The organism is Pseudomonas sp. 31 R 17 (assembly GCF_900004915.1).
Classification (GTDB): Bacteria; Pseudomonadota; Gammaproteobacteria; order Pseudomonadales; family Pseudomonadaceae; genus Aquipseudomonas; species Aquipseudomonas orientalis_A.
This window is the reverse complement of the sequence record NZ_CVTN01000083.1, coordinates 54,956-76,757: the sequence shown is the minus strand read 5'-3', so window position 1 is coordinate 76,757 and position 21,802 is coordinate 54,956. Positions and strand designations below refer to the sequence as shown.

The window sequence follows — 21,802 nt, the reverse complement described above, 5'->3', positions numbered from 1 at the left end:
GGGTGCTCTCAGCTCAGCGATACACCCAAGTGTTTCATCCGGTGATAGAGCGTTCTTTTCGCCACCCCCAATTCTGTCGCCACACTGTCGACACAATGGCTGTTTTGACGAAGGGACTGCTCGATCAGCGACTTCTCCATCTGGTGCAGGCGGGCTTTCAGGTTCATCTCTATTGTCTGCCGGCTGGTCACGGTCGTTGAGAGTGGAGGCAGGCCCAATACAAAGCGCTTCGCCGTAGATCGCAGCTCGCGGACATTGCCGTTCCAGGGGTGACACAGCAACTGTTGTAACAAGTGGCTGCTGGGAGGGGGAGGGTAGACCAGTTTGAAGTGATCCGCTTCTTGCTCAATCATGTCGAGGAACATAGGGATGATTCTCTCTCGCCGATCCCGTAAGGACGGGAGGTGAATGCTGACGACATTCAAGCGGAAGTAGAGGTCGCGCCGAAAGGTGCCTTGCTCGACCATCTCATGCAGGGCGCGTTGGGCGGATGCTATGACGCGCATATCCACTGGGATGAACCGGGTCGAGCCCAAACGCTCGACTCCACGAGATTCCAACACGCGTAACAGCTTGGCTTGCAGCGTCAGCGGCATGCTGTCGATTTCATCGAGATACAAGGTGCCCAGATGGGCCGCTTCAACGAATCCAGCCCGGGATTGCATGGCCCCCGTATAAGCGCCGCTGTTTACGCCGAACAACTGGCTTTCGGCAAGGCTTTCCGGAATGGCGGCGCAGTTAACGGCAATGAAGTTTCCCTTACGATGGGACAAGTGATGAATATGTTGCGCCAACGTATCTTTACCCGTTCCTGTTTCTCCCAGCAGCAGAATATCTATATCGAGAGCGGCTGTGTTGCTTACAGTCGTTTCGATGCTCGGGTAATCAGAGAAGTTGATGTCTGCTATAAGACTATTCTGATTGAGCGTCGACATATTGATTTTCTCCAATGCGGTGGCCGCAGGATGAGGGCTATTTCCATATGAACTCAGTTAAACAGGATTTTTTTGGAGTGTCATGAACTAGTCAGGACGTTGAATAGCGGGCGGGATCTACATTGCAGGTAATGAAAAAAAGTTCAAGTCTTACTGTGCGAGTTTGGCCGCTTTAGGTGTAGGGCGAGGCTTAACGTTGCAGGGAATTGTTTTAAAGAGGCGTTTTTTCACTAAGATTTTTGATCGAATAGTTTCAATTGAATTTTTAAAATTTATGAGCAAATTTCTCATTCATGGAATTTTTTAATTTTATCGTTAGCGAAATTCAGTCGCCCACAAAAAAGCCGATGCAATGCATCGGCTTTAGGTGCGGTATAAACCGCAGGTAACCTTTACACGTTGAAGCGGAAATGCATCACATCGCCATCTTTAACGATGTATTCCTTGCCTTCCAAGCGCCACTTACCTGCTTCCTTGGCGCCCGCTTCGCCCTTGTACTGGATGAAGTCGTTGTAAGCGATCACCTCAGCACGGATAAAGCCTTTTTCAAAGTCGGTGTGAATCACACCAGCGGCCTGCGGCGCGGTGGCGCCGACCTTGACGGTCCAGGCGCGGACTTCTTCTACGCCGGCGGTGAAATAGGTCTGCAGGTGCAGCATTTCGTAGCCGGCGCGGATCACGCGGTTCAGGCCAGGCTCTTCCAGGCCCAGGGCCTCAAGGAACATGTCCTTTTCTTCGCCGTCATCGAGCTCGGCGATTTCCGCTTCGATCTTGTTGCACACCGGGACCACGATGGCGCCTTCTTCGTCGGCGATGGCCTTGACCACGTCGAGCAGCGGGTTGTTCTCGAAGCCGTCTTCAGCGACGTTGGCGATGTACATCACCGGCTTGGTGGTCAGCAGGTGGAAGCCCTTGATCACCGCTTTTTCGTCGGAGCTCATATTCTTCATCAAGCTGCGCGCAGGCTTGCCTTCGGTGAAGTGAGCGATCAACTGCTCCAGCAGGCCCTTCTGGACCACTGCATCCTTGTCACCACCCTTGGCGTTGCGCGCGACTTTCTGCAATTGCTTCTCGCAGCTGTCGAGGTCGGCGAAGATCAGTTCCAGGTCGATGATTTCGATGTCGCGTTTCGGGTCGACGCTGTTGGAAACGTGAATCACGTTCTCGTCTTCAAAGCAGCGGACCACGTGAGCGATGGCATCGGTCTCACGGATGTTGGCGAGGAACTTGTTGCCCAGGCCCTCACCTTTCGAGGCGCCGGCGACCAGGCCGGCGATGTCGACGAATTCCATGGTGGTCGGCAGGATGCGCTTGGGGTTGACGATGGCCGCCAACGCGGCCAGGCGCGGGTCAGGCATGGCCACGATACCGCTGTTGGGCTCGATGGTGCAGAAGGGGAAGTTCTCCGCTGCAATACCGGACTTGGTCAGGGCGTTGAACAGGGTGGATTTGCCGACGTTGGGCAGGCCGACGATGCCGCAATTGAATCCCATGGTGTTTCCCCTCGGTAAAAGTCAGGCCTTCTGGCTGTGCAGGTTTTTCATCGCACGGTTCCATTCACCGGCGAAGATATCCGGCAGCACGCCGAGGGCAAAGTCGATGCTGGCATCGAGTTTTTCCTGTTCGGCGCGTGGCGCACGACCCAGGACGAAATTTGAAACCATACTGGCAACGCCTGGGTGGCCGATGCCGAGCCGCAGACGGTAGAAATTATTCTGATTGCCCAGCTGCGCGATGATGTCGCGCAGACCATTGTGCCCGCCATGCCCGCCGCCCAACTTGAGTTTGGCAACGCCGGGTGGCAGGTCCAGTTCGTCATGGGCCACCAGGATTTCTTCGTGCTTGATCCGGAAAAATCCCGCAAGTGCCGCGACGGCCTGGCCGCTGCGGTTCATGTAGGTGGTGGGAATCAGCAGACGAACATCCTGACCCTGGTGCGAAAAGCGCCCGGTCAGGCCAAAATATTTGCGATCGGCCACAAGATTGATGCCTTGGGCGTGGGCGATGCGCTCAACAAAAAGGGCCCCCGCGTTATGCCGGGTCTGTTCGTATTCGGCGCCTGGATTTCCCAGGCCAACGATCAGTTTTATGGCAGTCACGACAGGGGCCCTTCCTTTGGAGTTGTGGATAACATCGCCAGACCAGCGTGCGGCGAAAGTGGACAACATTACATCATTTACTCAAGAGTAAACGCCGCGTTATCGCCCGCTTTCTCGCTACGTTTCGGTCCGCGATGTTTCCTCAAGCTCCTTCGTTACAGAGCGTATTACTCTGCAGCGGGTTCTTCAGCTTCATCTTCAGCTACAACACGTGGCGCGTGGACGTTGGCAACAGCCTTGTCGTCGTTGTGAGCCAGTGCAACGAACTCAACGCCTTTAGGCGCCTTGAGGTCGGAGAGGTGAATGATGGTGCCGATTTCAGCGTTCGACAGGTCGACTTCGATGAACTCAGGCAGGTCTTTCGGCAGGCAGCTGACTTCGATCTCGGTGGTGGTGTGGGAAACAACACCGCCTTTCTTGACCGGAGCTTCTTCACCCACAAAGTGCACAGGCACGATAGCGGTCAGTTTCTGGCCAGCTACAACGCGAACGAAGTCAGCGTGCATGATGAACTGCTTGGAAGGGTGACGCTGCATCGCTTTAACGATCACGTTCTGCTTGGCGCCATCGACGTTCAGTTCGATAACGTGGCTGTAGGCCGCTTCGTTTTCGAACAGCTTGGCGATTTCCTTGGCCAGAATGGTCACGGATTCAGCAGGCTTGTTACCACCGTAGACAACGGCTGGGATGTTGGCGGCGTGACGCAGGCGGCGGCTCGCACCTTTCCCCAGGTCAGTACGCGCTTGGGCGTTCAGAGTAAAATCGTTCATGTTGTATCTCCAAAATAGCCATCATCGAGGGGCGTTTGCGACCAGCGCCGAACTCGATATGGGCAAAAAAGCCCCGCCCCAGCGGAATGCTGGGGCGGGGCGCTTTTCGTCAGTGGATGGTCCGCAGGTCTGACCCTTAGCGGAACATCGCGCTGATCGATTCTTCGTTGCTGATGCGGCGAACCGCTTCGGCAACTACCGGTGCGATATCCAGTTGACGGATACGCGAACAGGCTTGAGCTGCAGCGGACAACGGGATGGTGTTAGTCACCACCAGTTCGTCCAGCATGGAGTTCTCGATGTTTTCGATCGCTCGGCCCGACAGCACAGGGTGTGTGCAGTAGGCGAAGACTTTTGCGGCACCGTGCTCTTTCAAGGCTTTCGCCGCGTGGCACAGGGTGCCGGCGGTGTCGACCATGTCATCAACCAGAATACAGGTACGCCCTTCGACATCACCGATGATATGCATCACTTCAGAGTGATTGGCTTTCTCACGGCGTTTGTCGATGATACCGAGGTCCACGCCCAGGGATTTGGCAACTGCTCGTGCACGCACGACGCCACCAATGTCCGGGGACACGATCATCAGGTTTTCAAAGCGCTGGTCTTCGATGTCATCCACCAGAACGGGGGAGCCGTAGATGTTATCTACTGGAATATCGAAGAATCCCTGGATCTGGTCAGCGTGCAGGTCAACCGTGAGCACACGGTCGATACCTACCACGGTCAGCATGTCAGCAACGACTTTCGCGCTGATGGCCACACGTGCGGAACGCGGACGGCGATCCTGACGGGCATAACCAAAGTAAGGGATTACAGCTGTGATTCGAGTCGCTGAGGAGCGGCGGAAGGCATCAGCCATCACGACGAGTTCCATCAGGTTATCGTTGGTCGGAGCGCAGGTCGGCTGGATAATGAAGACGTCTTTACCGCGGACATTTTCATTGATCTCGGCTGTAATTTCGCCGTCGGAGAATTTACCGACAGAGATGTCACCGAGAGGGATATGCAGCTGACGTACGACACGTCGAGCCAGATCGGGGTTGGCATTCCCCGTAAAGACCATCATCTTGGACACGCGCAGTACCTAGAGGCTGAGGGTAACCTGGATGAGTATTAGAAAATGGCAGGGGCGGCTGGATTCGAACCAACGCATGGCAGGATCAAAACCTGCTGCCTTACCGCTTGGCGACGCCCCTGTATCTGTTGCAACGAGTGCCTAACACTCGATTCCTTTTTAGAGCAGATTTTGCAGCTTGCGATGCAACATCGAAACGTTGCTTCCCTTTGCTACAAACCCTGTAAGGGTCTCTGTAAGAAGGGCCGAGACTTTATCAGCTTCAGCTTTGCTTGGGAAGCCCCCAAACACACAACTTCCAGTTCCGGTTAATTTTGCTTCGGTAAATTTACCTAACAAATTCAAAGCGTTACGTACCTCTGGATAACGCCTTGCTACAACCGGTAAGCAGTCATTTCGACTGTTTCCCTTGGGAACGGGGCGCACTTTAATGGGAGAAGAGTTACGTGTCAACAACGGATCTGAAAAAATTTCTGCTGTACTTACAGATACTTGCGGCACCAGTACGAGATACCACGGCTCTTCGGGGTCTACAGGGGTCAGTTTCTCCCCCACACCCTCGGCAAATGCGGCATGCCCGCGCACGAAAACCGGGACGTCGGCACCGAGCGTCAGGCCCAGCGCGGCCAGGCGATCCTGGTCCCAGCCCAGCTTCCACAAGTGGTTGAGCCCGAGCAATGTCGTGGCGGCATTTGAGCTGCCGCCGCCGATACCGCCGCCCATGGGCAGGATTTTATCGATCCAGATATCGATGCCGAGTGGGCAGCCCGATTGCTGCTGAAGATTTTTCGCCGCTTTCACGATCAGGTTGCTGTCGTGGGGCACACCTGGAAATTCGGTGTGCAGCTTGATCACGCCATCGTCACGCACGGCGAACGTCAGTTCATCGCCGTAGTCGAGAAATTGAAACAGCGTCTGCAACTCGTGGTAGCCGTCTTCACGGCGACCAAGGATGTGCAGCATCAGATTGAGTTTGGCGGGGGAGGGCAGCGTGAGTTTTGCGACTGTCACGTTATTGCCCCAGCTTGCGCGGTTGCCAGTCCTTGATCACCAGCGTGACGTCAAGGTCGGTGCCGTGCAGTTTGATGCGCTCGGGCAGCCAGTAACCGTTCTGTTGCACGTAGCTCAGGTACTCGACCTGCCAGCCATCCTGCTCCAGGGAGGCCAGGCGGCTGTCGCCATTGAGGCTCAAGCGGCTTTTGCTGTCCGGCGCCGGGAGTCCGCGCACCCACCACACCAGGTGCGAGACCGGCAGTTTCCAGCCGATCTGCTGCTCCAGCAGTTCTTCCGGGGAGGTCGCTTCGTAGCGGCCCTGGTTGGCCACTTCAAGGCTCACTTGTCCGGGGCGCCCGGTCAAGCGGGCCGCACCGCGACCCAGCGGGCCGGAGAGGCGAATATCGTAGTAATCCTGGCGCTGCAGCCAGAACAAGGTGCCGCTGCCGGAATCTTTCGGCGCGCGCACCCCGACCTTGCCTTCGATCTGCCAGCCGTCGATGCTGCTGAGCTGGCCCTTGTGCTGTTGCCATTGTGCCGGGTTGCCCTGGCCTTCAACGGATTCGCGGGAACCAAAACCCGCGCAACCGGCGAGCAGGGCGATGAAACTGAAAACGATAACGTGGCGCAAAAACATAAGCTTATAGGGTCTCGGATCCGGTCAGGCGCTTGATGGTGCTGCGCAGGATAGGGCTTTCGGGTTGTTCCTTGAGGAATTTTTCCCAGATCTGTCGCGCTTCGCGTTGCTTGCCGTTGGCCCACAACACTTCGCCCAGGTGAGCGGCGACTTCATGGTCGGGGAAGCGCTCCAGGGCCTGGCGCAGCAAGCGCTCGGCCTCGTCGAGGTTGCCCAGGCGATAATTGACCCAGCCCAGGCTGTCGAGCACGGCCGGGTCTTCCGGGTTGAGCTTGTGGGCCTGTTCGATCAGCACCTTGGCTTCGGCGTAGCGCGTGGTGCGGTCGGACAGGGTGTACCCCAGGGCGTTGAGGGCCATGGCGTTGTCCGGGTCGCGCTTGATGATCAGGCGCAGGTCTTTTTCCATCTGCGCCAGGTCATTGCGTTTTTCCGCCTGCATGGCGCGGGTGTAGAGCAGGTTCAGGTCGTCGGGGTATTGCAGCAACGCCTGTTGCAGCAATTTCCAGGCGCGTTCGCCCTGTTTGTTGGCCGACAAGGTTTCGGCCTGGATCAGGTACAGCTGGATCGCGTAGTCCGGTTCGGCATCGCGGGCGGCAGCCAGGCGTTTCTCCGCTTCGTCCGTACGACCGTTGCTGATCAGGATATCGGCCTGGCGCAACTGGGCCGGCAGGTAGTCATTGCCCGGGCCGACCTGGGCGTACTCAAGCAGAGCCGCTTGCGGGTCGTTGCGCTCTTCAGCGATGCGGCCCAGGTTCAGGTGCGCCGAATCGACATGGCTTTCGCGTGCGACCAGCTCTTCCAGGTAGCCCTTGGCCTCGTCCCAGGCCTTGGCTTCCAGGCACACCAGTGCGAGGGAGTAGCGCAGTTCGTCGTCGTCCGGGTACTGCTGGACCAGGTTGGCGAACTGCACTTTGGCGTCTTCCATGCGGTCCTGCTCTACCAGCATCCGCGCATAAGTCAGGCGCAGGCGCTTGTCGTCCGGATACTTCTTGATACTTTTTTCCAGCAGCGGAATCGCTTCCTTGCCGCGGTTGAGGTTCTGCAGCAGGCGTGCACGCAGCAGGATCGGTGCGATTTCACCGTCTTCCGGCGGGTTCTGCTCCAGCAGCTTGAGGGCGGCGTCGGCTTCATCGTCCTGTTGCAGCAACAGCGCTTTGCCGAAAATCAGCTGGCTGTTCTTCGGATGCTTTTGCAGCAGGCGGTCGAAACTCTTCATCAGGCCATTGCGCGTGTCCGGGTCGGTATCGGCAGCCGACAGCGCCAGGAAGTCGAAATGCGTGTCGCCCTTGCCCTGCAAGACTTTTTCCATGTAGACCATGGAGTCGTCATAGCGCCCGGCGCGTGCCAACTGCACGGCGGCTGCACGCTGAGCCTCCAGGTCGTCCGGGGCGTTTTTTGCCCAGATCAACGAGGCGTCCAGCGCGGCCTGGTCGGCCCCCAGGTACTCGGCGATGCGAAACGCGCGCTCCGAGATACCGGGGTCCTGGGTATTGATGGCCTGGGTGACGTAGTTGTCCAGCGCAATATCGAAGCGATTACGCTGGCCGGCCAGTTCTGCGGTCAGCAGGCTGTAGACCGTTTCTTCGCTGAACGAGGAATAAACCTTGGGCTTTTCAGGGACGGGGGTGCTGTCTTCCACCGGCTGTGCAGCGTCCGGCGGCACGGGGGCCATGGCCTGGCAGCCGCTGAGGAAGACAAAAGCAAGGAGCAACGCGGAAGATCTATTCATATAGGAAGAGGACGACTAACCTGCGGTCGGATCATCATGACACAAGCCTTCGGCCAAACATAACCGGGGCACTCGGAATACGACTATTGCTGCCTTTTGCCTTTCCTTTGTAGGAGCGAGCTTGCTCGCGAAAAACCTGAGAGCGGCGCTGAGCCCCAGGCTTCCCGCGTTATCGTTGCCGATTTTCGCGAGCAGGCTCGCTCCTGCAAAGTGGCATTGATAGGCATAAGGTATAGGGACAATAGACGACGGTGGTTGTTCTGGATCTTTCGAAGTAGGACAATTGTCGGCTTCCCGACATCATCAGCGATATTGAATGGCCTTCCTCGCACTCGGTATTAACCACAAGACTGCCTCAGTAGACGTGCGCGAGCGCGTGGCGTTTACGCCGGAGCAGTTGGTTGAGGCCTTGCAGCAGCTCTGCCGGCTCACCGACAGTCGCGAAGCTGCGATCCTTTCGACCTGCAATCGCAGCGAGCTTTATATAGAGCAGGAGCATCTTTCGGCGGATGTCGTGCTGCGCTGGCTGGCCGATTATCACCATTTGGACCTCGACGACCTGCGCGCCAGCGCTTATGTGCATGAAGAGGATGCGGCCGTTCGTCACATGATGCGCGTGGCGGCCGGTCTCGACTCGCTGGTGTTGGGCGAGCCGCAGATTCTGGGCCAGATGAAGTCAGCCTATGCCGTGGCCCGCGAGGCCGGCACGGTCGGCCCGCTGCTGGGGCGTCTGTTCCAGGCCACCTTCAATTCCGCCAAGCAGGTGCGCACCGATACGGCCATCGGCGAGAACCCGGTGTCCGTGGCGTTTGCCGCCGTCAGCCTGGCCAAGCAGATTTTCAGCGACTTGCAGCGCAGCCAGGCGCTGCTGATCGGTGCCGGCGAAACCATTACCCTGGTCGCCCGCCACCTGCATGAGCTGGGCGTGAAGCGTATCGTGGTGGCCAACCGCACGCTTGAGCGCGCGAGCATCCTCGCCGAGCAGTTCGGCGCGCATGCCGTGCTGCTGTCGGACATCCCGGCCGAACTGGTGCGCAGCGACATCGTCATCAGTTCCACCGCCAGCCAATTGCCGATCCTGGGCAAAGGCGCGGTCGAGAGTGCGTTGAAGCTGCGCAAGCACAAGCCGATCTTTATGGTGGATATTGCCGTTCCCCGGGATATCGAGCCTGAAGTTGGCGAGTTGGACGACGTTTACCTCTATAGCGTCGATGATTTGCACGAAGTGGTCGCCGAAAACCTCAAGAGTCGCCAGGGTGCTGCCCAGGCCGCCGAGGAAATGGTCAGCATCGGCGCTGATGATTTCATGGTGCGCCTGCGCGAGCTGGCGGCGGTGGATGTGCTCAAGGCGTATCGTCAGCAGGGCGAACGCCTGCGCGATGAGGAACTGATCAAGGCCCAGCGGCTGTTGGCCAATGGCAGCAGCGCCGAGGAGGTGCTGATGCAGCTGGCCCGTGGCCTGACCAACAAGCTGCTCCACGCGCCCAGCGTACAGTTGAAAAAGCTTACCGCCGAAGGCCGCCTCGATGCGCTGGCCATGGCCCAGGAACTCTTTGCCCTCGGTGAGGGCGCGTCAGATAGCTCTTCGGATAAAAAACCGCAATGAAAGCGTCACTGCTCAATAAACTGGACGTGCTCCAGGACCGTTTCGAAGAACTGACCGCCTTGCTCGGCGATGGCGAGGTCATCTCCGATCAAAACAAATTCCGCGCTTATTCCAAGGAATACGCCGAAGTTGAACCGGTCGTGACCACCTACAAAGACCTGCTGAAAGTGCAGGCCGACCTCGAGGGCGCCCAGGCGCTGCTCAAGGACAACGACCCGGACATGCGCGAAATGGCCGTGGAAGAAGTGCGCGAGGCCAAGGAAAAACTCGCCGAACTGGAAGGCGACCTGCAACGCATGTTGCTGCCCAAAGACCCTAACGATGGGCGCAACGTGTACCTCGAAATCCGCGCCGGCACCGGCGGCGACGAGGCGGCGATTTTCTCCGGCGACCTGTTTCGCATGTACTCGCGTTACGCCGAGCGTCGCGGCTGGCGTGTGGAAATCCTTTCCGAGAACGAAGGTGAGCACGGCGGCTATAAAGAAGTCATCGCGCGTGTTGAAGGCGATAACGTCTACGGCAAGCTCAAGTTCGAGTCCGGCGCGCACCGTGTGCAGCGTGTCCCGGCGACGGAGTCCCAGGGCCGTATCCACACGTCGGCCTGTACCGTGGCGGTGTTGCCCGAGCCGGACGAGCAGGAAGCGATCGAGATCAACCCGGCGGACTTGCGCGTCGATACCTACCGCTCGTCGGGCGCGGGCGGCCAGCACGTCAACAAGACCGACTCGGCGATCCGGATCACCCACTTGCCGTCGGGCATCGTGGTGGAATGCCAGGAAGAACGTTCCCAGCACAAGAACCGTGCGCGGGCGATGTCCTGGCTGTCGGCCAAGTTGAATGACCAGCAGACCAGCGCCGCCGCCAACGCGATTGCCAGCGAGCGCAAGCTGCTGGTGGGCTCGGGCGATCGCTCCGAACGCATCCGCACCTACAACTTTGCCCAGGGCCGGGTCACCGACCATCGGGTCAACCTCACCCTGTATTCCCTGGATGAAATCCTGGCCGGTGGCGTGGATGCGGTGATCGAGCCGCTGCTCGCCGAATACCAGGCCGATCAATTGGCGGCGATAGGTGAATAAATGACCATCATTGCCAGCCTGTTGCGCGCCGCCGACCTGCCCGACTCGCCCTCCGCGCGCCTGGATGCCGAGCTGCTGCTGGCCGCTGCCCTGGGCAAGTCCCGCAGCTACTTGCACACCTGGCCGGAAAAAATCGTCAGCAGCGAGCACGCCCTGACGTTTGCCGACTATCTGCAACGCCGTCGCGGCGGTGAGCCGGTGGCCTATATCCTCGGCCAGCAAGGCTTCTGGAAGCTGGACCTGGAGGTCGCGCCCCACACGCTGATCCCGCGTCCGGACACCGAACTGCTGGTGGAAGCCGCCCTGGAATTGTTGCCGGCCCTGCCCGCCAAGGTCCTGGACCTGGGCACCGGCAGCGGTGCCATCGCCCTGGCCCTGGCCAGTGAGCGTGCGATGTGGCAGGTCACGGCGGTCGACCGCGTGCTGGAGGCCGTGGCCTTGGCCGAGCGCAACCGCCAGCGGCTGCACCTCAATAATGCGGTGGTGCTCAACAGCCATTGGTTCGATGCGCTGCAAGGCCATACCTATGACCTGATCATCAGCAACCCGCCGTATATCGCCGCCAACGACCCGCACCTGGCCGCAGGCGATGTGCGCTTCGAGCCGGCCAGCGCACTGGTGGCCGGCCATGACGGGCTGGACGACCTGCGCCTGATCATCCAGCAGGCCCCGGCCCACTTGAATGCCGGCGGCCGTCTGTTGCTGGAACATGGCTACGACCAGGCCGCTGCCGTGCGTGACCTGTTGCTCAGTGAAGGCTTTGAACAGGTGCACAGCCGTATCGACCTCGGCGGCCATGAACGCATCACCCTGGGACGCCGCCCGTGCTGAGCGACCACGAGCTGTTGCGCTACAGCCGGCAGATTCTGTTGCAGCAGGTCGACATCGACGGTCAGTTGCGCCTGAAAAACAGCCGCGCGTTGATCGTCGGCCTGGGAGGGCTGGGGGCGCCGGTCGCGCTGTACCTGGCCGCCGCCGGGGTCGGCGAGCTGCATCTGGCGGATTTCGACACAGTCGACCTGACCAACCTGCAACGCCAGATCATCCATGACACCGACAGCGTCGGGCAGACCAAGGTTGATTCGGCCCTGCGTCGGCTGAGCGCGATCAACCCCGAAGTCACGCTGGTCGCCCATCGCGCCACGCTGGATGCCGACTCATTGGCCGCGGCCGTTGCAGCGGTGGATGTGGTACTCGATTGCAGCGACAATTTTTCCACCCGCGAAGCGGTCAACGCGGCCTGTGTTGTCGCCGGCAAGCCGTTGGTCAGTGGCGCGGCGATTCGCCTTGAAGGGCAGTTGTCGGTCTTCGACCCACGGCGCTTTGAAAGCCCCTGCTACCACTGCTTGTACGGGCACGGCAGCGACACCGAACTGACCTGCAGCGAAGCCGGCGTCGTCGGCCCGCTGGTGGGGCTGGTCGGCAGCCTGCAAGCATTGGAAACCTTGAAGCTGCTGGCCGGCTTTGGTGAGCCGCTGGTAGGGCGCTTGTTGCTGATCGATGCGCTGACCACGCGGTTTCGTGAGTTGCGCGTCAAACGCGACCCGGCTTGCAGCGTGTGCGGGACGCACCATGCTTAAGGATGCGCCCATCGGTGTGTTCGATTCCGGGGTCGGCGGCTTGTCGGTACTGGACGAAATCCAGCAGTTATTGCCCCATGAGTCACTGTTGTACGTGGCCGATTGCGGGCATATCCCCTATGGCGAGAAAACCCCGGCCTTCATCCGCGAGCGTTCGCGGCGGGTTGCCGAGTTTTTTCGCGGGCAGGGCGCCAAGGCGTTCGTGATTGCCTGTAACACGGCGACGGTTGCCGCCGTCGCCGATTTGCGCCAGGACTACCCCGATTGGCCCTTGGTCGGCATGGAGCCTGCGGTAAAACCGGCGGCTGCCGCGACGCGCAGTGGCGTGGTCGGCGTGCTGGCCACCACCGGCACCCTGCAAAGCGCCAAGTTCGCCGCCTTGCTCGACCGCTTCGCCACTGACGTGCGGGTGATTACCCAACCCTGTCCGGGCCTGGTGGAACTGATTGAAACCGGCGACCTGAACAGCCCGGCCCTGCGCCAGTTATTGCAGGGCTACATCGAACCGCTGCTCAGCGCCGGTTGCGACACCATCATCCTCGGCTGCACCCACTATCCCTTCCTCAAGCCACTGCTGGCGCAGATGCTGCCCGCAAGCATCATCCTGATCGACACCGGCGCCGCCGTCGCGCGCCAACTCAAGCGTCTACTGGGTGAGCGGGACTTGCTGGCCGGCTGTGCACCTCGCCCAGCGCAGTTCTGGACCAGCGGTGATGTCAGTCACCTCGGAAATATCCTACCGACACTTTGGAAATATCCTGGAGTTGTGCGAAGCTTCGCCTCGTGAAAATTTCGTGAAATCTCGCTGAACTTCTGGCTCTACGCTGGCTTCTATTGCGAGATGGCCTGTAAATAATCAATAACTTCGTTCGCAAAGGTAGTTTCTATGAAGCGCTTGTTCTGTATGGCCGCGATTGCGGCTGTGATGGTGGGACACTCTATTACCACCCAGGCCGCCGGCCTGGAGTTCGGGCTGGGCAGCACCAGCGATTCAACGCTGACGTACCGTCTGGGCCTGACCTCCGATTGGGACAAAAGCTGGATGCAGAGCAATGTCGGTCGCCTGACGGGCTACTGGAGCGGCGCTTATACGTATTGGGAAGGTGATGACCGTGCAGGCGCCAGCAGCCTGTCGTTCTCGCCGGTGTTTGTGTATGAGTTTGCCGGGGAATCGGTCAAGCCGTACATCGAGGCCGGGATCGGGGTGGCGTTGTTCTCCCGCACCAAGCTGGAAGACAACAACATCGGCCAGTCCTTCCAGTTCGAAGACCGCCTGGGTTTCGGCCTGCGGTTTGCCGGCGGGCATGAAGTGGGTATTCGTGCCACGCACTACTCCAACGCCGGTATCAGCAGCAATAACGATGGGGTAGAGAGCTACGCGCTGCACTACACCATGCCGCTGTAAAAGCACACCGAAAAACTAATGTGGGAGGGGGCTTGCCCCCGATTGCGGTGGGTCAGTTGTACATCTATTAGCTGACACTCTGCTATCGGGGGCAAGCCCCCTCCCACATTTGGATCTGGAGCTGGCCAGCCAGCTACGTTACTCATTTGAATATCAGCGATACACCGTGGCAATGCCTGCACGCTCTTCAAGGCACTCCGGTGCCCCCATCTCGAATTCCCTGCATATCAACGGCCGAAGCTCATAGATCGTGCACATCATCGTGTCCCGGTCCAACGCCGCACACCAGCCATCATCCAGGCGCAGCATCACTTCGCCGCCCCAGTCATCGGTGTCGATATAGCGCTGCGGCACGCCGGTGTCGGTGATCAGCATGACTTCCAGCTGGCAGCAGCAGGCTGCGCACGTCGAGCAGGTGACGGCGGGTTCAGTGATTTGGGTGTGAGGGATGTTGGTCATAGGCCGGCAGCTTCAAGCTTTAAGCGGCAAGCTGCAAGCAGAAGCCGACCGGCTTCATCTTTTAAGCGCTGTTGGAAGTTCGCCGCTTGTGGCTGCCGCTGCCAGCAGCGGGAAAACCACGGCCCAGAGTACCGCCAGCCCGACCATTGTTGGCCCCAGGCCATAGCCGAACTGCACGCCGGCCAGTTGGCTGCCGGCGTAATACGACAGCGGTCCGCCTACTGCGCCCAATAGCGCGGCGCGCCACCAGGGGCGAGCGCTCCAGGCCAGGCAATGGCGCAAGGTAGTGCCCAGCAAGGCCCACAGCAACATCAGCCAGAAGGGAATCAACGGCCCCGGCTCGCTGAAGTGGAAAACCCCGAGGGTGCGCAACAGCGTGTCGAGCAACGTGCCGGCGAGTGTCACGCCGATGATCAGCGCGCCTTCATCGGTCAATGAGCTGATCCACAGCAGATGGATGAGCAGCACCGCCAACCCTGCCAGCAACCATGGGCTGTCGCCGCCGAGCACACAGGCAAACCAGCCGCATTGAAACAGCGCGGCGTTGGCCAGGGATTTAAGCATTAAAGCGCCCGAGTAACGGCGGGTTGATGGCTGCGGGCTTGGCCAGCAGCAACTGCGCGGTGCCGATCGTACGCTCCATGAAGCCGCCTTCGCAGTAGCACAGGTAGAACTCCCACAAGCGCAGGAAGTACTCGTCGTAGCCAAGCTCCGCCAGGCGGCCATGGGCGCGGCGAAAGTTGTCATGCCACAGGCGCAGGGTGCGCGCGTAGTGCAGCCCGAAATCCTCCATGTGCAGCAGGTTCATGTCGGTGTCGCGGCAGACGATCTGCAGCATGTTCTGCACGCTGGGCAGGGCGCCGCCGGGAAAGATGTAGCGCTGGATAAAGTCGACGCTGTTCCTGGCCTGCTCATAACGTTGTTCGCGGATGGTGATGGCTTGCAGCAGCATCAGGCCGTCGGGTTTGAGCAAGTGCGCGCACTGTTTGAAATACGTGGGCAGGAAGCGATGGCCCACCGCTTCGATCATTTCGATGGACACCAGCTTGTCGTACTTACCGGTCAGGTCGCGGTAGTCCTGCAGCAACAATGTCACCTGCTCTTGCAGGCCCGCCGCTTCGATGCGTTGCGCGGTGTAGGCGAACTGTTCCCTGGACAGGGTCGTGGTGGTGACCTTGCAACCGTAATGCTGCGCCGCATACAGCGCCATGCTGCCCCACCCGGTGCCGATTTCCAGCAGATGGTCGGTAGGCTTGAGCGACAGTTTCTGGCAGATGCGTTCCAGCTTGTTCAGTTGCGCCTGTTCCAGGGTGTCGTCGGCGCTGAGAAATTGCGCCGCCGAATACATCATGGTCGGGTCGAGAAACTCCTTGAACAGCTCGTTGCCCAGGTCGTAATGGGCTTCGATGTTCTTTCGCGAGCCCTTGCGTGTGTTGCGGTTGAGCCAATGCAGGCCCTGGGTGAACGGCCGCGCCAGGCGGGCCAGGCCGCCCTCCATGGCATCGAGCACCTCCAGGTTGCTGACCATTACACGCACCACGGCGGTCAGGTCGGGGCTGCTCCAGTAGCCATGGATAAACGCTTCGCCGGCGCCGATCGAACCGTTGGCGGCCACCAGGCCCCACACCGCCGAATCGAGGATCTGAATTTCCCCCAGCAGATGCGCTTCCCGTGCGCCGAACACGTGTCGCTCGCCGTCCTCGACGATCACCAATTGGCCGTGGCGCAATTGGCCGAGTTGGCGCAACACGCCCTTGCGCAGCAGCGCAGCGGTGATGCCATTGACGTTCAGGCGATGGGTCTTGACCGATAAGCTAGGGGATTTCATGGCGGCGATCCTTGGTATACCCGACGGCGGTGCTGGAGGCGCCATCGGCGGCCCGGTGGGAAAAAATCGGTGTGCGTTTGAGCAACAGGCGCAGGGCCTGCCAGTAAATCGCCAGGCAGGTCTTGGCGGTCATCCACGGAAAGCGCCATAGATAGCGATGCAGGCTGGCGCGGTTCAAGGCTTCTTTTTGCAGGCTCAAGGTGGCGTCGAAGACTTTATCCGCGCCCTGCCAATCGGCCATGTGCACGCCGAGCCTGGCGCCGGGCGGGCTGAAGCTCATGCGGTATTCCAGGTCGCGCGGCAGGAAGGGCGACACATGGAACGCCTTGGCCACGGCGAAGTGCTGGTGCTCATCGGCGCCCAGTGCCTGGGCCGGCAGCACGTAGTGATAGCGCTCGCGCCACGGGGTGTTGGTGACTTCGCACAGGATCGCCGCCAGTTGCCCGTCGGCTCCGAAGCAATAGAAGAAGCTCACCGGATTGAACGCCAGGCCCCAGCTGCGGGCCTGGGTCAGCAGGCAGATAGCACCCTGTGGCGTGCGTCCCAGCGCCTTGCCGACTGCATGGCGCACCGCATCGCTCAAGGACATGCCGTGGCGAGTGAACGCGCGCAGGTAGTCCTGCTGGCGAAAGCCGAAGGGCGCCAGGCGGCTGCTGCCTGCCAGGGGCGAGAGCGCGAGCACGGCGTCCTGCTCGCTGAGGTCCAGGTACAGCAGGCCGATGCGGTAGCGAAAGGCATGGGCCTTGGGCGCAAACCGGCGATGGGCGATCCAGCCGCTGTACAGGGCGCTGTTCACAGGGTTTCTCCAAACGCCTGGGCCACGCGCAGGGCGCTGACCACGCCGTCCTCATGGAAACCATTGGCCCAATAGGCGCCGCAGTAGAACGTGTTGCGCGCGCCGTGCAATTCTTCCCAGCGCGCCTGTGCGGCCACCGCCGCCAGGCTGTATTGCGGATGGGCGTAGGTGTAGCGCGCCAGGATCTTCAGCGGGTTGATCACCGATGTCTGGTTGAGGCTCACGCAAAAGGTGGTGGCGCTGTCGATGCCTTGCAGGATGTTCATGTCATAGGTGACGGCGGCCTGCTGCTGTTGATTGCCGCCCAGCCGGTAATTCCAACTGGCCCAGGCCAGCTTGCGGTCGGGCAGCAGTCGTGTGTCGGTGTGCAGCACCACGTCGTTGTCGGCATAGGGCAGGGCGCCGAGGATCTGCCGTTCGGCCTCGCTGGGGTCGGCGAGCAATGCCAGGGCCTGGTCGCTGTGGCAGGCGAACACCACGCGGTCGAACGTCTCGCTGCCGGCCGGGCTGTGGATAACCACGCCGGCGTCGGTGCGTTGCACGTTTTGCACCGGGCAGTTGAGGCGTATTCGTTCGCGAAAGTTGCGGGTCAAGGGCTCTATATAGCTGCTGGAGCCCCCGTCGATCACGCACCATTGCGGACGGTTGCTCACAGAAAGCAGGCCGTGGTTCTTGAAGAAGCGCACGAAGAACTGCAGCGGAAACTTGAGCATGTCGGCCAATGACATCGACCAGATCGCCGCGCCCATCGGCACGATGTAATGCCGGATAAATCGCGGGCCGTAGCCGCCGGTGTCGAGATAATCGCCCAGGGTCATGTCGGCATTGATGCGCTGCTCTTGCAGATCCAGCGGTGCCTGGCGATTGAAGCGCAGGATATCGCGCAGCATGCCCCAGAACCCCGGCGACAAAATATTGCGGCGCTGGGCAAACAAACTGTTGAGGTTATTGCCGTTATATTCGAACCCGGTACTTTCGTCGCACACCGAAAAACTCATTTCGGTGGGTTTGAACGTGACCCCGATCTGCCCCAGCAGGCGGATAAAGTTCGGGTAGGTCCAGTCGTTGAACACGATGAAACCGGTGTCCACCGCATAGCGCTCGCCGTCGACTGTCACGTTGGCGGTGTGGGTATGCCCGCCGAGGCAATCGCCCGCTTCGAACAGTGTGATGTCGTGGCGACGACTGAGCAGGTAGGCGCTGGTCAGCCCGGCGATGCCGCTGCCGATAATGGCGATCTTCACAGGTCGTCCTTTTGCGGCGGCGGGCTGCGCAACATGCGTTTGCCGATGATCAGCTGTGCGCGGTTAGGCAGCTTCGACAACGGCCACAGGGTAGCGATGAACAAGGCCGGAAAGGCGATCTCCAGGGGGCGCTTTTCCAGCTTGGCGAAGATATGCCTGGCGGCCTTGTCGGCTGGCCAGCTCAAGGGCATGGGGAAGTCATTGCGTTCGGTCAGCGGCGTGTCGACAAAGCCCGGGCTGATCACGGTGACGTCGATGTTCTCCGGCGACAGGCCGATGCGCAGAGACTCGAACAAATAGCGCAGCCCCGCCTTCGAAGCGCCGTAGGCTTCAGCGCGGGGCATGGGCAGGTACGTCACGGCGCTGGCCACGCCCACCAGGTGCGGCGTACGCCCGGCACGCAACAGCGGCAGTGCCGCTTCGATGCAATAACTGCTGGCCAGGAGGTTGGTGCGCACCACGTGTTCGATGATCGACGCATCGAATTGCCTGGCGTCGACATATTCACAGGTGCCGGCGTTGAGGATCACCGTATCCAGCGAGCCCCAGGCCTCGCTGATGCGCTCACCGATTTCGCGCACGGTCTGGCTGTTGGTCAAGTCGCCGGCCACCACCAGCACTTGCCCCGGATAACGCTGGGCGAGCGCCTCGAGTGGGCCCTTGGTGCGGGAACTGAGCGCCACATGGGCGCCGCTGTTGAGCAACTCCACAGCGAGCGCTGCACCGATGCCACTGCTGGCGCCGGTCAACCAATAACGACGGGGCGGTGTCAGGCTCATCCCATTCTCCTTTTCAGCCAACTGATGACGCCGCCGAGGACCGGCAGGTGTTCATAAAGCAGAGCGCCGGCATCGAAATAATCGCGGTGTCGGTAAACCTTGTCGCGCCACATCAGGTGGGAACAACCTTGCACACTGATCAGCTCGCCGCCGTCCAGGCGCGGGTGACGAAAGTTCATGGTCCAGCGCAGGTAGCCTTCGCCTTCGGCCGTTTGATCGAAGCCGTGGAACTCGAAGTCCAGCTGGTTGACGTTGCTGTACAGCTGCGCGAAGTAGCGATGCAGTTCGGGCAGGCCGTGGACTTCATGCAGCGGGTCGGCAAACAGGATGTCGTCGCTGTACAGGCTGTCGAGCAGGTGCAGGTTGTGCTTGTTCAGCGTGGCAAAGGTGTGGCCGAAATGGCGCAGGAAGTCACTCATGATCGGCCATCTCCTGACGCGAAGGCAGGCTGCGAAAGGCGGCGAGGGCACGTTCGCGGGATTTCTTCAGGTCGACAATGGCGCGCGGGTAGTCGGCCACACCGAACAGCCCGCCGGCCGCTTCGGGGTTGTGCACTTCTTTTTTATTCAACGCGGCCAGTTCCGGCAGCCAGTGCTTGATGAACAACCCTTCGCTGTCGAATTTTTCCGACTGGCTCAGCGGGCTGAAAATCCGGAAATACGGCGCCGAGTCGGTGCCCGTCGAGGAACTCCACTGCCAGCCGCCGTTGTTGGCCGCCAAGTCGCCGTCGATCAGGTGTCGCATAAAGAAGCGCTCGCCTTCGCGCCAATCGATCAGCAGGTTCTTGGTCAGGAACATCGCCACCACCATGCGCAGGCGGTTGTGCATCCAGCCGGTTTCCAGCAGTTGGCGCATGGCCGCATCGATGATCGGCAAGCCGGTGCGCGCCTGTTGCCAGGCGGCCAGGTCCTCGGGGGCGTCGCGCCAGGCCACCGCCTCGGTTTCGGGGCGGAACGCACGGTGGCGGGAGACGCGCGGGTAGCCCACGAGGATGTGTTTGTAGAATTCGCGCCACAGCAGTTCGTTGATCCAGGTGATCGTGCCGATGTCACCGCTTTCGAACTCGCCCTGATTGGACTGCAGCGCGGCGTGCAGGCACTGGCGCGGCGACACGACCCCGGCGGCAAGGTAGGCGGACAACTGGCTGGTGCCGGGCTTGGCGGGAAAGTCGCGCTCGTCCTTGTAGTAACTGATCTGCTCATCGGCGAAGGCGTCGAGGCGCCGGCGTGCTTCGTTTTCACCGGCGGGCCAGAGGGCGCGCAAGCTTTCACTGGGGGGCGCGAAACCTTCGACGGTGGTGGGGATGGCATCGCTTTGCAGGTCGAGCGCGGCCTGGGCCTTGGGGCTTGCCACCAAAGGCGGCAAGGCGCTGTGCAGACGGGTGTAGCAGACCTTGCGGAACTGGCTGAACACTTGAAAGTAGGTGCCGGACTTGGTCAATACACTGCCCGGCTGGAAGAACAGCTGGTCGAGGTAGCTGTGGAAGGTCACGCCGTCTTCTTCCAGGGCCTGGGCCACGGCGCGGTCGCGACGGCTCTCGTGGATCCCGTATTCCTCGTTGACGTGCACCGACTCGACCTTGAGCTCCCGGCATAGCTGGCTCAATACGCCTGGCGCCTGGTCCCAGGTGTCGGCGTGGCGGATCAGCAGCGGGATGTTCACGTCTGCGAGCGCTTGCTCTAACGCGTGCAGGTTGCGCAGCCAGAAATCCACCTTGCACGGCGCATCATCGTGGGCCAGCCATTGTTGCGGGGTGATCAGGTAAATGGCCGCGACCGGGCCTCGCTGGCTGGCGGCAGTCAGGGCGGTGTTGTCGTGAAGGCGCAGGTCGGTGCGCAGCCAGATCAAGTGCATTTAGACGATTCCACGCTGGATCAATATCTGGTGGGCCGCCAACGGGTCTTCGGCGACGAGCAACTCGGGGATGTCACGGGTTAATACGGCCAACTCGGCGTGGTGGATGCAGACCGCCGGTCCGGCAATCAATATCGGGCAACCAATGCCCGCCAGCAGTTTTGTGAGTGCCGCGACCTGCAGCGCCTTGCTGGAATACAGCAATACGGCGCGCGGTTGCAGGTGTTCCACCGCCAGCGCCAATTCGCCGGGGGGCAGCGGCCAGTCGAACACCTCTACCGGGCAGTCGGCGCTGCTGGCCAGCCAGGCGCTGAGCCACAGGTGCGGCTCCAGGAGCAAATCGGAGTGGTTGACCAGCAGCAGCGGGGCGCCGTGGAGTTGCCGGTTGTTGTGGTAAATGCGCGCGCCGAACTTGCTGCGCAACCAGGACAGGAAAAATACCCGCTCCATCTGTGCGCCGAACTGACCCTGCCACTTCTGTTCCAGCTCGCTGAGTAGAGGCAGCATCAATTGCTCGCACAAGGTGCGTGGCGGGTAGAGCGCCATGGCCTGATTGAAGGCATCGTCGACCCGCCGTTCGGCCAGCTCAGCGATGGCCGTCAGCAAGGTTTGGCGCAAGGTGTGCCATTCGTTTTCCATCGGTTCGGGGGAGGCTTGGGCGGAGTCGATCAAGCCTTTTACCTGGCTGACCGGCACGCCGCGATTGAGCCAGGTGAGGATGGCATGGATGCGTTGCACGTGGTCGGCGCTGAACAAGCGATGCCCCTTGGGCGTGCGCTGGGGCACGATCAGGCCGTAACGGCGCTCCCAGGCGCGCAGGGTCACGGCATTGACGCCGGTCTGGCGCGCCACCTCGCGGATCGGCAGCCAGCCATTTTGCAGGGCTTGGGCGATGTCTTCGCCGGGTTCGTCTTGCAGGGCAACTGTCATG

At 60.6% G+C, this 21,802-nt stretch carries 23 protein-coding genes and 1 tRNA gene; 6 read left to right on the top strand and 18 right to left on the bottom strand.

Features of this window, described 5'->3' with window-relative positions:
• Window positions 1-8 precede the first annotated feature (8 nt).
• The 9 genes from BFP89_RS24545 to BFP89_RS24505 form a co-directional block, all read right to left on the bottom strand.
• Complete coding sequence (locus BFP89_RS24545) at window positions 9-935, bottom strand: sigma 54-interacting transcriptional regulator (protein ID WP_065888044.1); 927 nt, start codon at window positions 933-935, stop codon at window positions 9-11.
• Between the two features lie 392 nt (window positions 936-1,327).
• Window positions 1,328-2,428: a redox-regulated ATPase YchF gene (gene ychF, locus BFP89_RS24540; RefSeq protein ID WP_065888043.1), complete on the bottom strand. Its 1,101-nt coding sequence runs from the start codon at window positions 2,426-2,428 to the stop codon at window positions 1,328-1,330.
• 21 nt (window positions 2,429-2,449) lie between these two features.
• Window positions 2,450-3,034 (bottom strand): aminoacyl-tRNA hydrolase, encoded by a 585-nt coding sequence (pth, locus tag BFP89_RS24535; RefSeq protein ID WP_065888042.1) that lies wholly within the window; start codon window positions 3,032-3,034, stop codon window positions 2,450-2,452.
• Between the two features lie 167 nt (window positions 3,035-3,201).
• On the bottom strand, window positions 3,202-3,804 hold the full coding sequence (locus tag BFP89_RS24530) for a 50S ribosomal protein L25/general stress protein Ctc (RefSeq protein ID WP_065888041.1): 603 nt from the start codon (window positions 3,802-3,804) through the stop codon (window positions 3,202-3,204).
• A gap of 136 nt (window positions 3,805-3,940) precedes the next feature.
• Entirely contained in the window at window positions 3,941-4,882 is a 942-nt protein-coding gene (locus BFP89_RS24525; RefSeq protein WP_003208392.1) for a ribose-phosphate pyrophosphokinase, read from the bottom strand.
• A gap of 46 nt (window positions 4,883-4,928) precedes the next feature.
• A tRNA-Gln gene (locus BFP89_RS24520) sits at window positions 4,929-5,003 on the bottom strand.
• Between the two features lie 38 nt (window positions 5,004-5,041).
• Window positions 5,042-5,845, bottom strand: coding sequence for a 4-(cytidine 5'-diphospho)-2-C-methyl-D-erythritol kinase (ispE, locus tag BFP89_RS24515; RefSeq protein WP_256097383.1), 804 nt, complete (start codon window positions 5,843-5,845; stop codon window positions 5,042-5,044).
• Between the two features lie 49 nt (window positions 5,846-5,894).
• Window positions 5,895-6,512 carry a lipoprotein insertase outer membrane protein LolB gene (lolB, locus tag BFP89_RS24510; RefSeq protein ID WP_065888039.1) on the bottom strand — a complete coding sequence of 206 codons (618 nt, stop codon included), beginning with the start codon at window positions 6,510-6,512 and terminating at the stop codon, window positions 5,895-5,897.
• A 4-nt stretch (window positions 6,513-6,516) separates the two neighbouring features.
• Complete coding sequence (locus BFP89_RS24505) at window positions 6,517-8,241, bottom strand: tetratricopeptide repeat protein (protein ID WP_065888038.1); 1,725 nt, start codon at window positions 8,239-8,241, stop codon at window positions 6,517-6,519.
• Between the two features lie 316 nt (window positions 8,242-8,557).
• Here BFP89_RS24505 and hemA point away from each other — a divergent pair, with 316 nt between their 5' ends.
• From hemA to BFP89_RS24475, 6 genes are all read left to right on the top strand, one after another.
• The gene (gene hemA, locus BFP89_RS24500) at window positions 8,558-9,847 is read left to right on the top strand and encodes a glutamyl-tRNA reductase (RefSeq protein WP_065888037.1); all 1,290 of its coding nucleotides are present in this window, start codon (window positions 8,558-8,560) and stop codon (window positions 9,845-9,847) included.
• Complete coding sequence (prfA, locus tag BFP89_RS24495; protein ID WP_065888036.1) at window positions 9,844-10,926, top strand: peptide chain release factor 1; 1,083 nt, start codon at window positions 9,844-9,846, stop codon at window positions 10,924-10,926. The genes hemA and prfA overlap by 4 nt, the downstream gene beginning before the upstream one ends.
• Window positions 10,927-11,757 (top strand): peptide chain release factor N(5)-glutamine methyltransferase, encoded by an 831-nt coding sequence (gene prmC / locus BFP89_RS24490; protein ID WP_065888035.1) that lies wholly within the window; start codon window positions 10,927-10,929, stop codon window positions 11,755-11,757. It begins immediately after the preceding gene.
• Window positions 11,751-12,506, top strand: a complete 756-nt coding sequence (locus BFP89_RS24485) for a molybdopterin-synthase adenylyltransferase MoeB (RefSeq protein ID WP_065888034.1) — start codon at window positions 11,751-11,753, stop codon at window positions 12,504-12,506. The genes prmC and BFP89_RS24485 overlap by 7 nt, the downstream gene beginning before the upstream one ends.
• Window positions 12,499-13,293: a glutamate racemase gene (murI, locus tag BFP89_RS24480; protein WP_065888033.1), complete on the top strand. Its 795-nt coding sequence runs from the start codon at window positions 12,499-12,501 to the stop codon at window positions 13,291-13,293. The genes BFP89_RS24485 and murI overlap by 8 nt, the downstream gene beginning before the upstream one ends.
• Window positions 13,294-13,392: 99 nt before the next feature.
• Window positions 13,393-13,911, top strand: a complete 519-nt coding sequence (locus BFP89_RS24475; protein ID WP_065888032.1) for an acyloxyacyl hydrolase — start codon at window positions 13,393-13,395, stop codon at window positions 13,909-13,911.
• Window positions 13,912-14,064: 153 nt separating this feature from the next.
• Here the strand turns inward: BFP89_RS24475 and BFP89_RS24470 are convergent, their stop codons facing one another.
• From BFP89_RS24470 to BFP89_RS24430, 9 genes are read right to left on the bottom strand one after another with little or no spacing between them, the layout of a single operon-like run.
• A complete protein-coding gene (locus BFP89_RS24470) occupies window positions 14,065-14,370 on the bottom strand; it encodes a YkgJ family cysteine cluster protein (protein WP_065888031.1) in 306 nt (101 codons plus the stop codon).
• Between the two features lie 54 nt (window positions 14,371-14,424).
• The gene (locus tag BFP89_RS24465; RefSeq protein WP_065888030.1) at window positions 14,425-14,934 is read right to left on the bottom strand and encodes a DUF2878 domain-containing protein; all 510 of its coding nucleotides are present in this window, start codon (window positions 14,932-14,934) and stop codon (window positions 14,425-14,427) included.
• Entirely contained in the window at window positions 14,927-16,198 is a 1,272-nt protein-coding gene (locus tag BFP89_RS24460; protein WP_065888029.1) for an SAM-dependent methyltransferase, read from the bottom strand. Before BFP89_RS24460 ends, BFP89_RS24465 begins: the two co-directional genes overlap by 8 nt.
• Complete coding sequence (locus BFP89_RS24455) at window positions 16,185-16,994, bottom strand: DUF1365 domain-containing protein (RefSeq protein WP_065888028.1); 810 nt, start codon at window positions 16,992-16,994, stop codon at window positions 16,185-16,187. The genes BFP89_RS24460 and BFP89_RS24455 overlap by 14 nt, the downstream gene beginning before the upstream one ends.
• Window positions 16,991-18,238 (bottom strand): NAD(P)/FAD-dependent oxidoreductase, encoded by a 1,248-nt coding sequence (locus BFP89_RS24450; protein WP_065888027.1) that lies wholly within the window; start codon window positions 18,236-18,238, stop codon window positions 16,991-16,993. The genes BFP89_RS24455 and BFP89_RS24450 overlap by 4 nt, the downstream gene beginning before the upstream one ends.
• Window positions 18,235-19,017 (bottom strand): SDR family NAD(P)-dependent oxidoreductase, encoded by a 783-nt coding sequence (locus BFP89_RS24445; RefSeq protein ID WP_065888026.1) that lies wholly within the window; start codon window positions 19,015-19,017, stop codon window positions 18,235-18,237. The genes BFP89_RS24450 and BFP89_RS24445 overlap by 4 nt, the downstream gene beginning before the upstream one ends.
• Window positions 19,014-19,436 carry a nuclear transport factor 2 family protein gene (locus BFP89_RS24440; protein ID WP_065888025.1) on the bottom strand — a complete coding sequence of 141 codons (423 nt, stop codon included), beginning with the start codon at window positions 19,434-19,436 and terminating at the stop codon, window positions 19,014-19,016. The genes BFP89_RS24445 and BFP89_RS24440 overlap by 4 nt, the downstream gene beginning before the upstream one ends.
• Window positions 19,429-20,871: a deoxyribodipyrimidine photo-lyase gene (gene phrB, locus BFP89_RS24435; RefSeq protein ID WP_065888024.1), complete on the bottom strand. Its 1,443-nt coding sequence runs from the start codon at window positions 20,869-20,871 to the stop codon at window positions 19,429-19,431. Before phrB ends, BFP89_RS24440 begins: the two co-directional genes overlap by 8 nt.
• Complete coding sequence (locus BFP89_RS24430; protein WP_065888023.1) at window positions 20,872-21,801, bottom strand: MerR family transcriptional regulator; 930 nt, start codon at window positions 21,799-21,801, stop codon at window positions 20,872-20,874.
• Between the last annotated feature and the right edge of the window lies 1 nt (window position 21,802).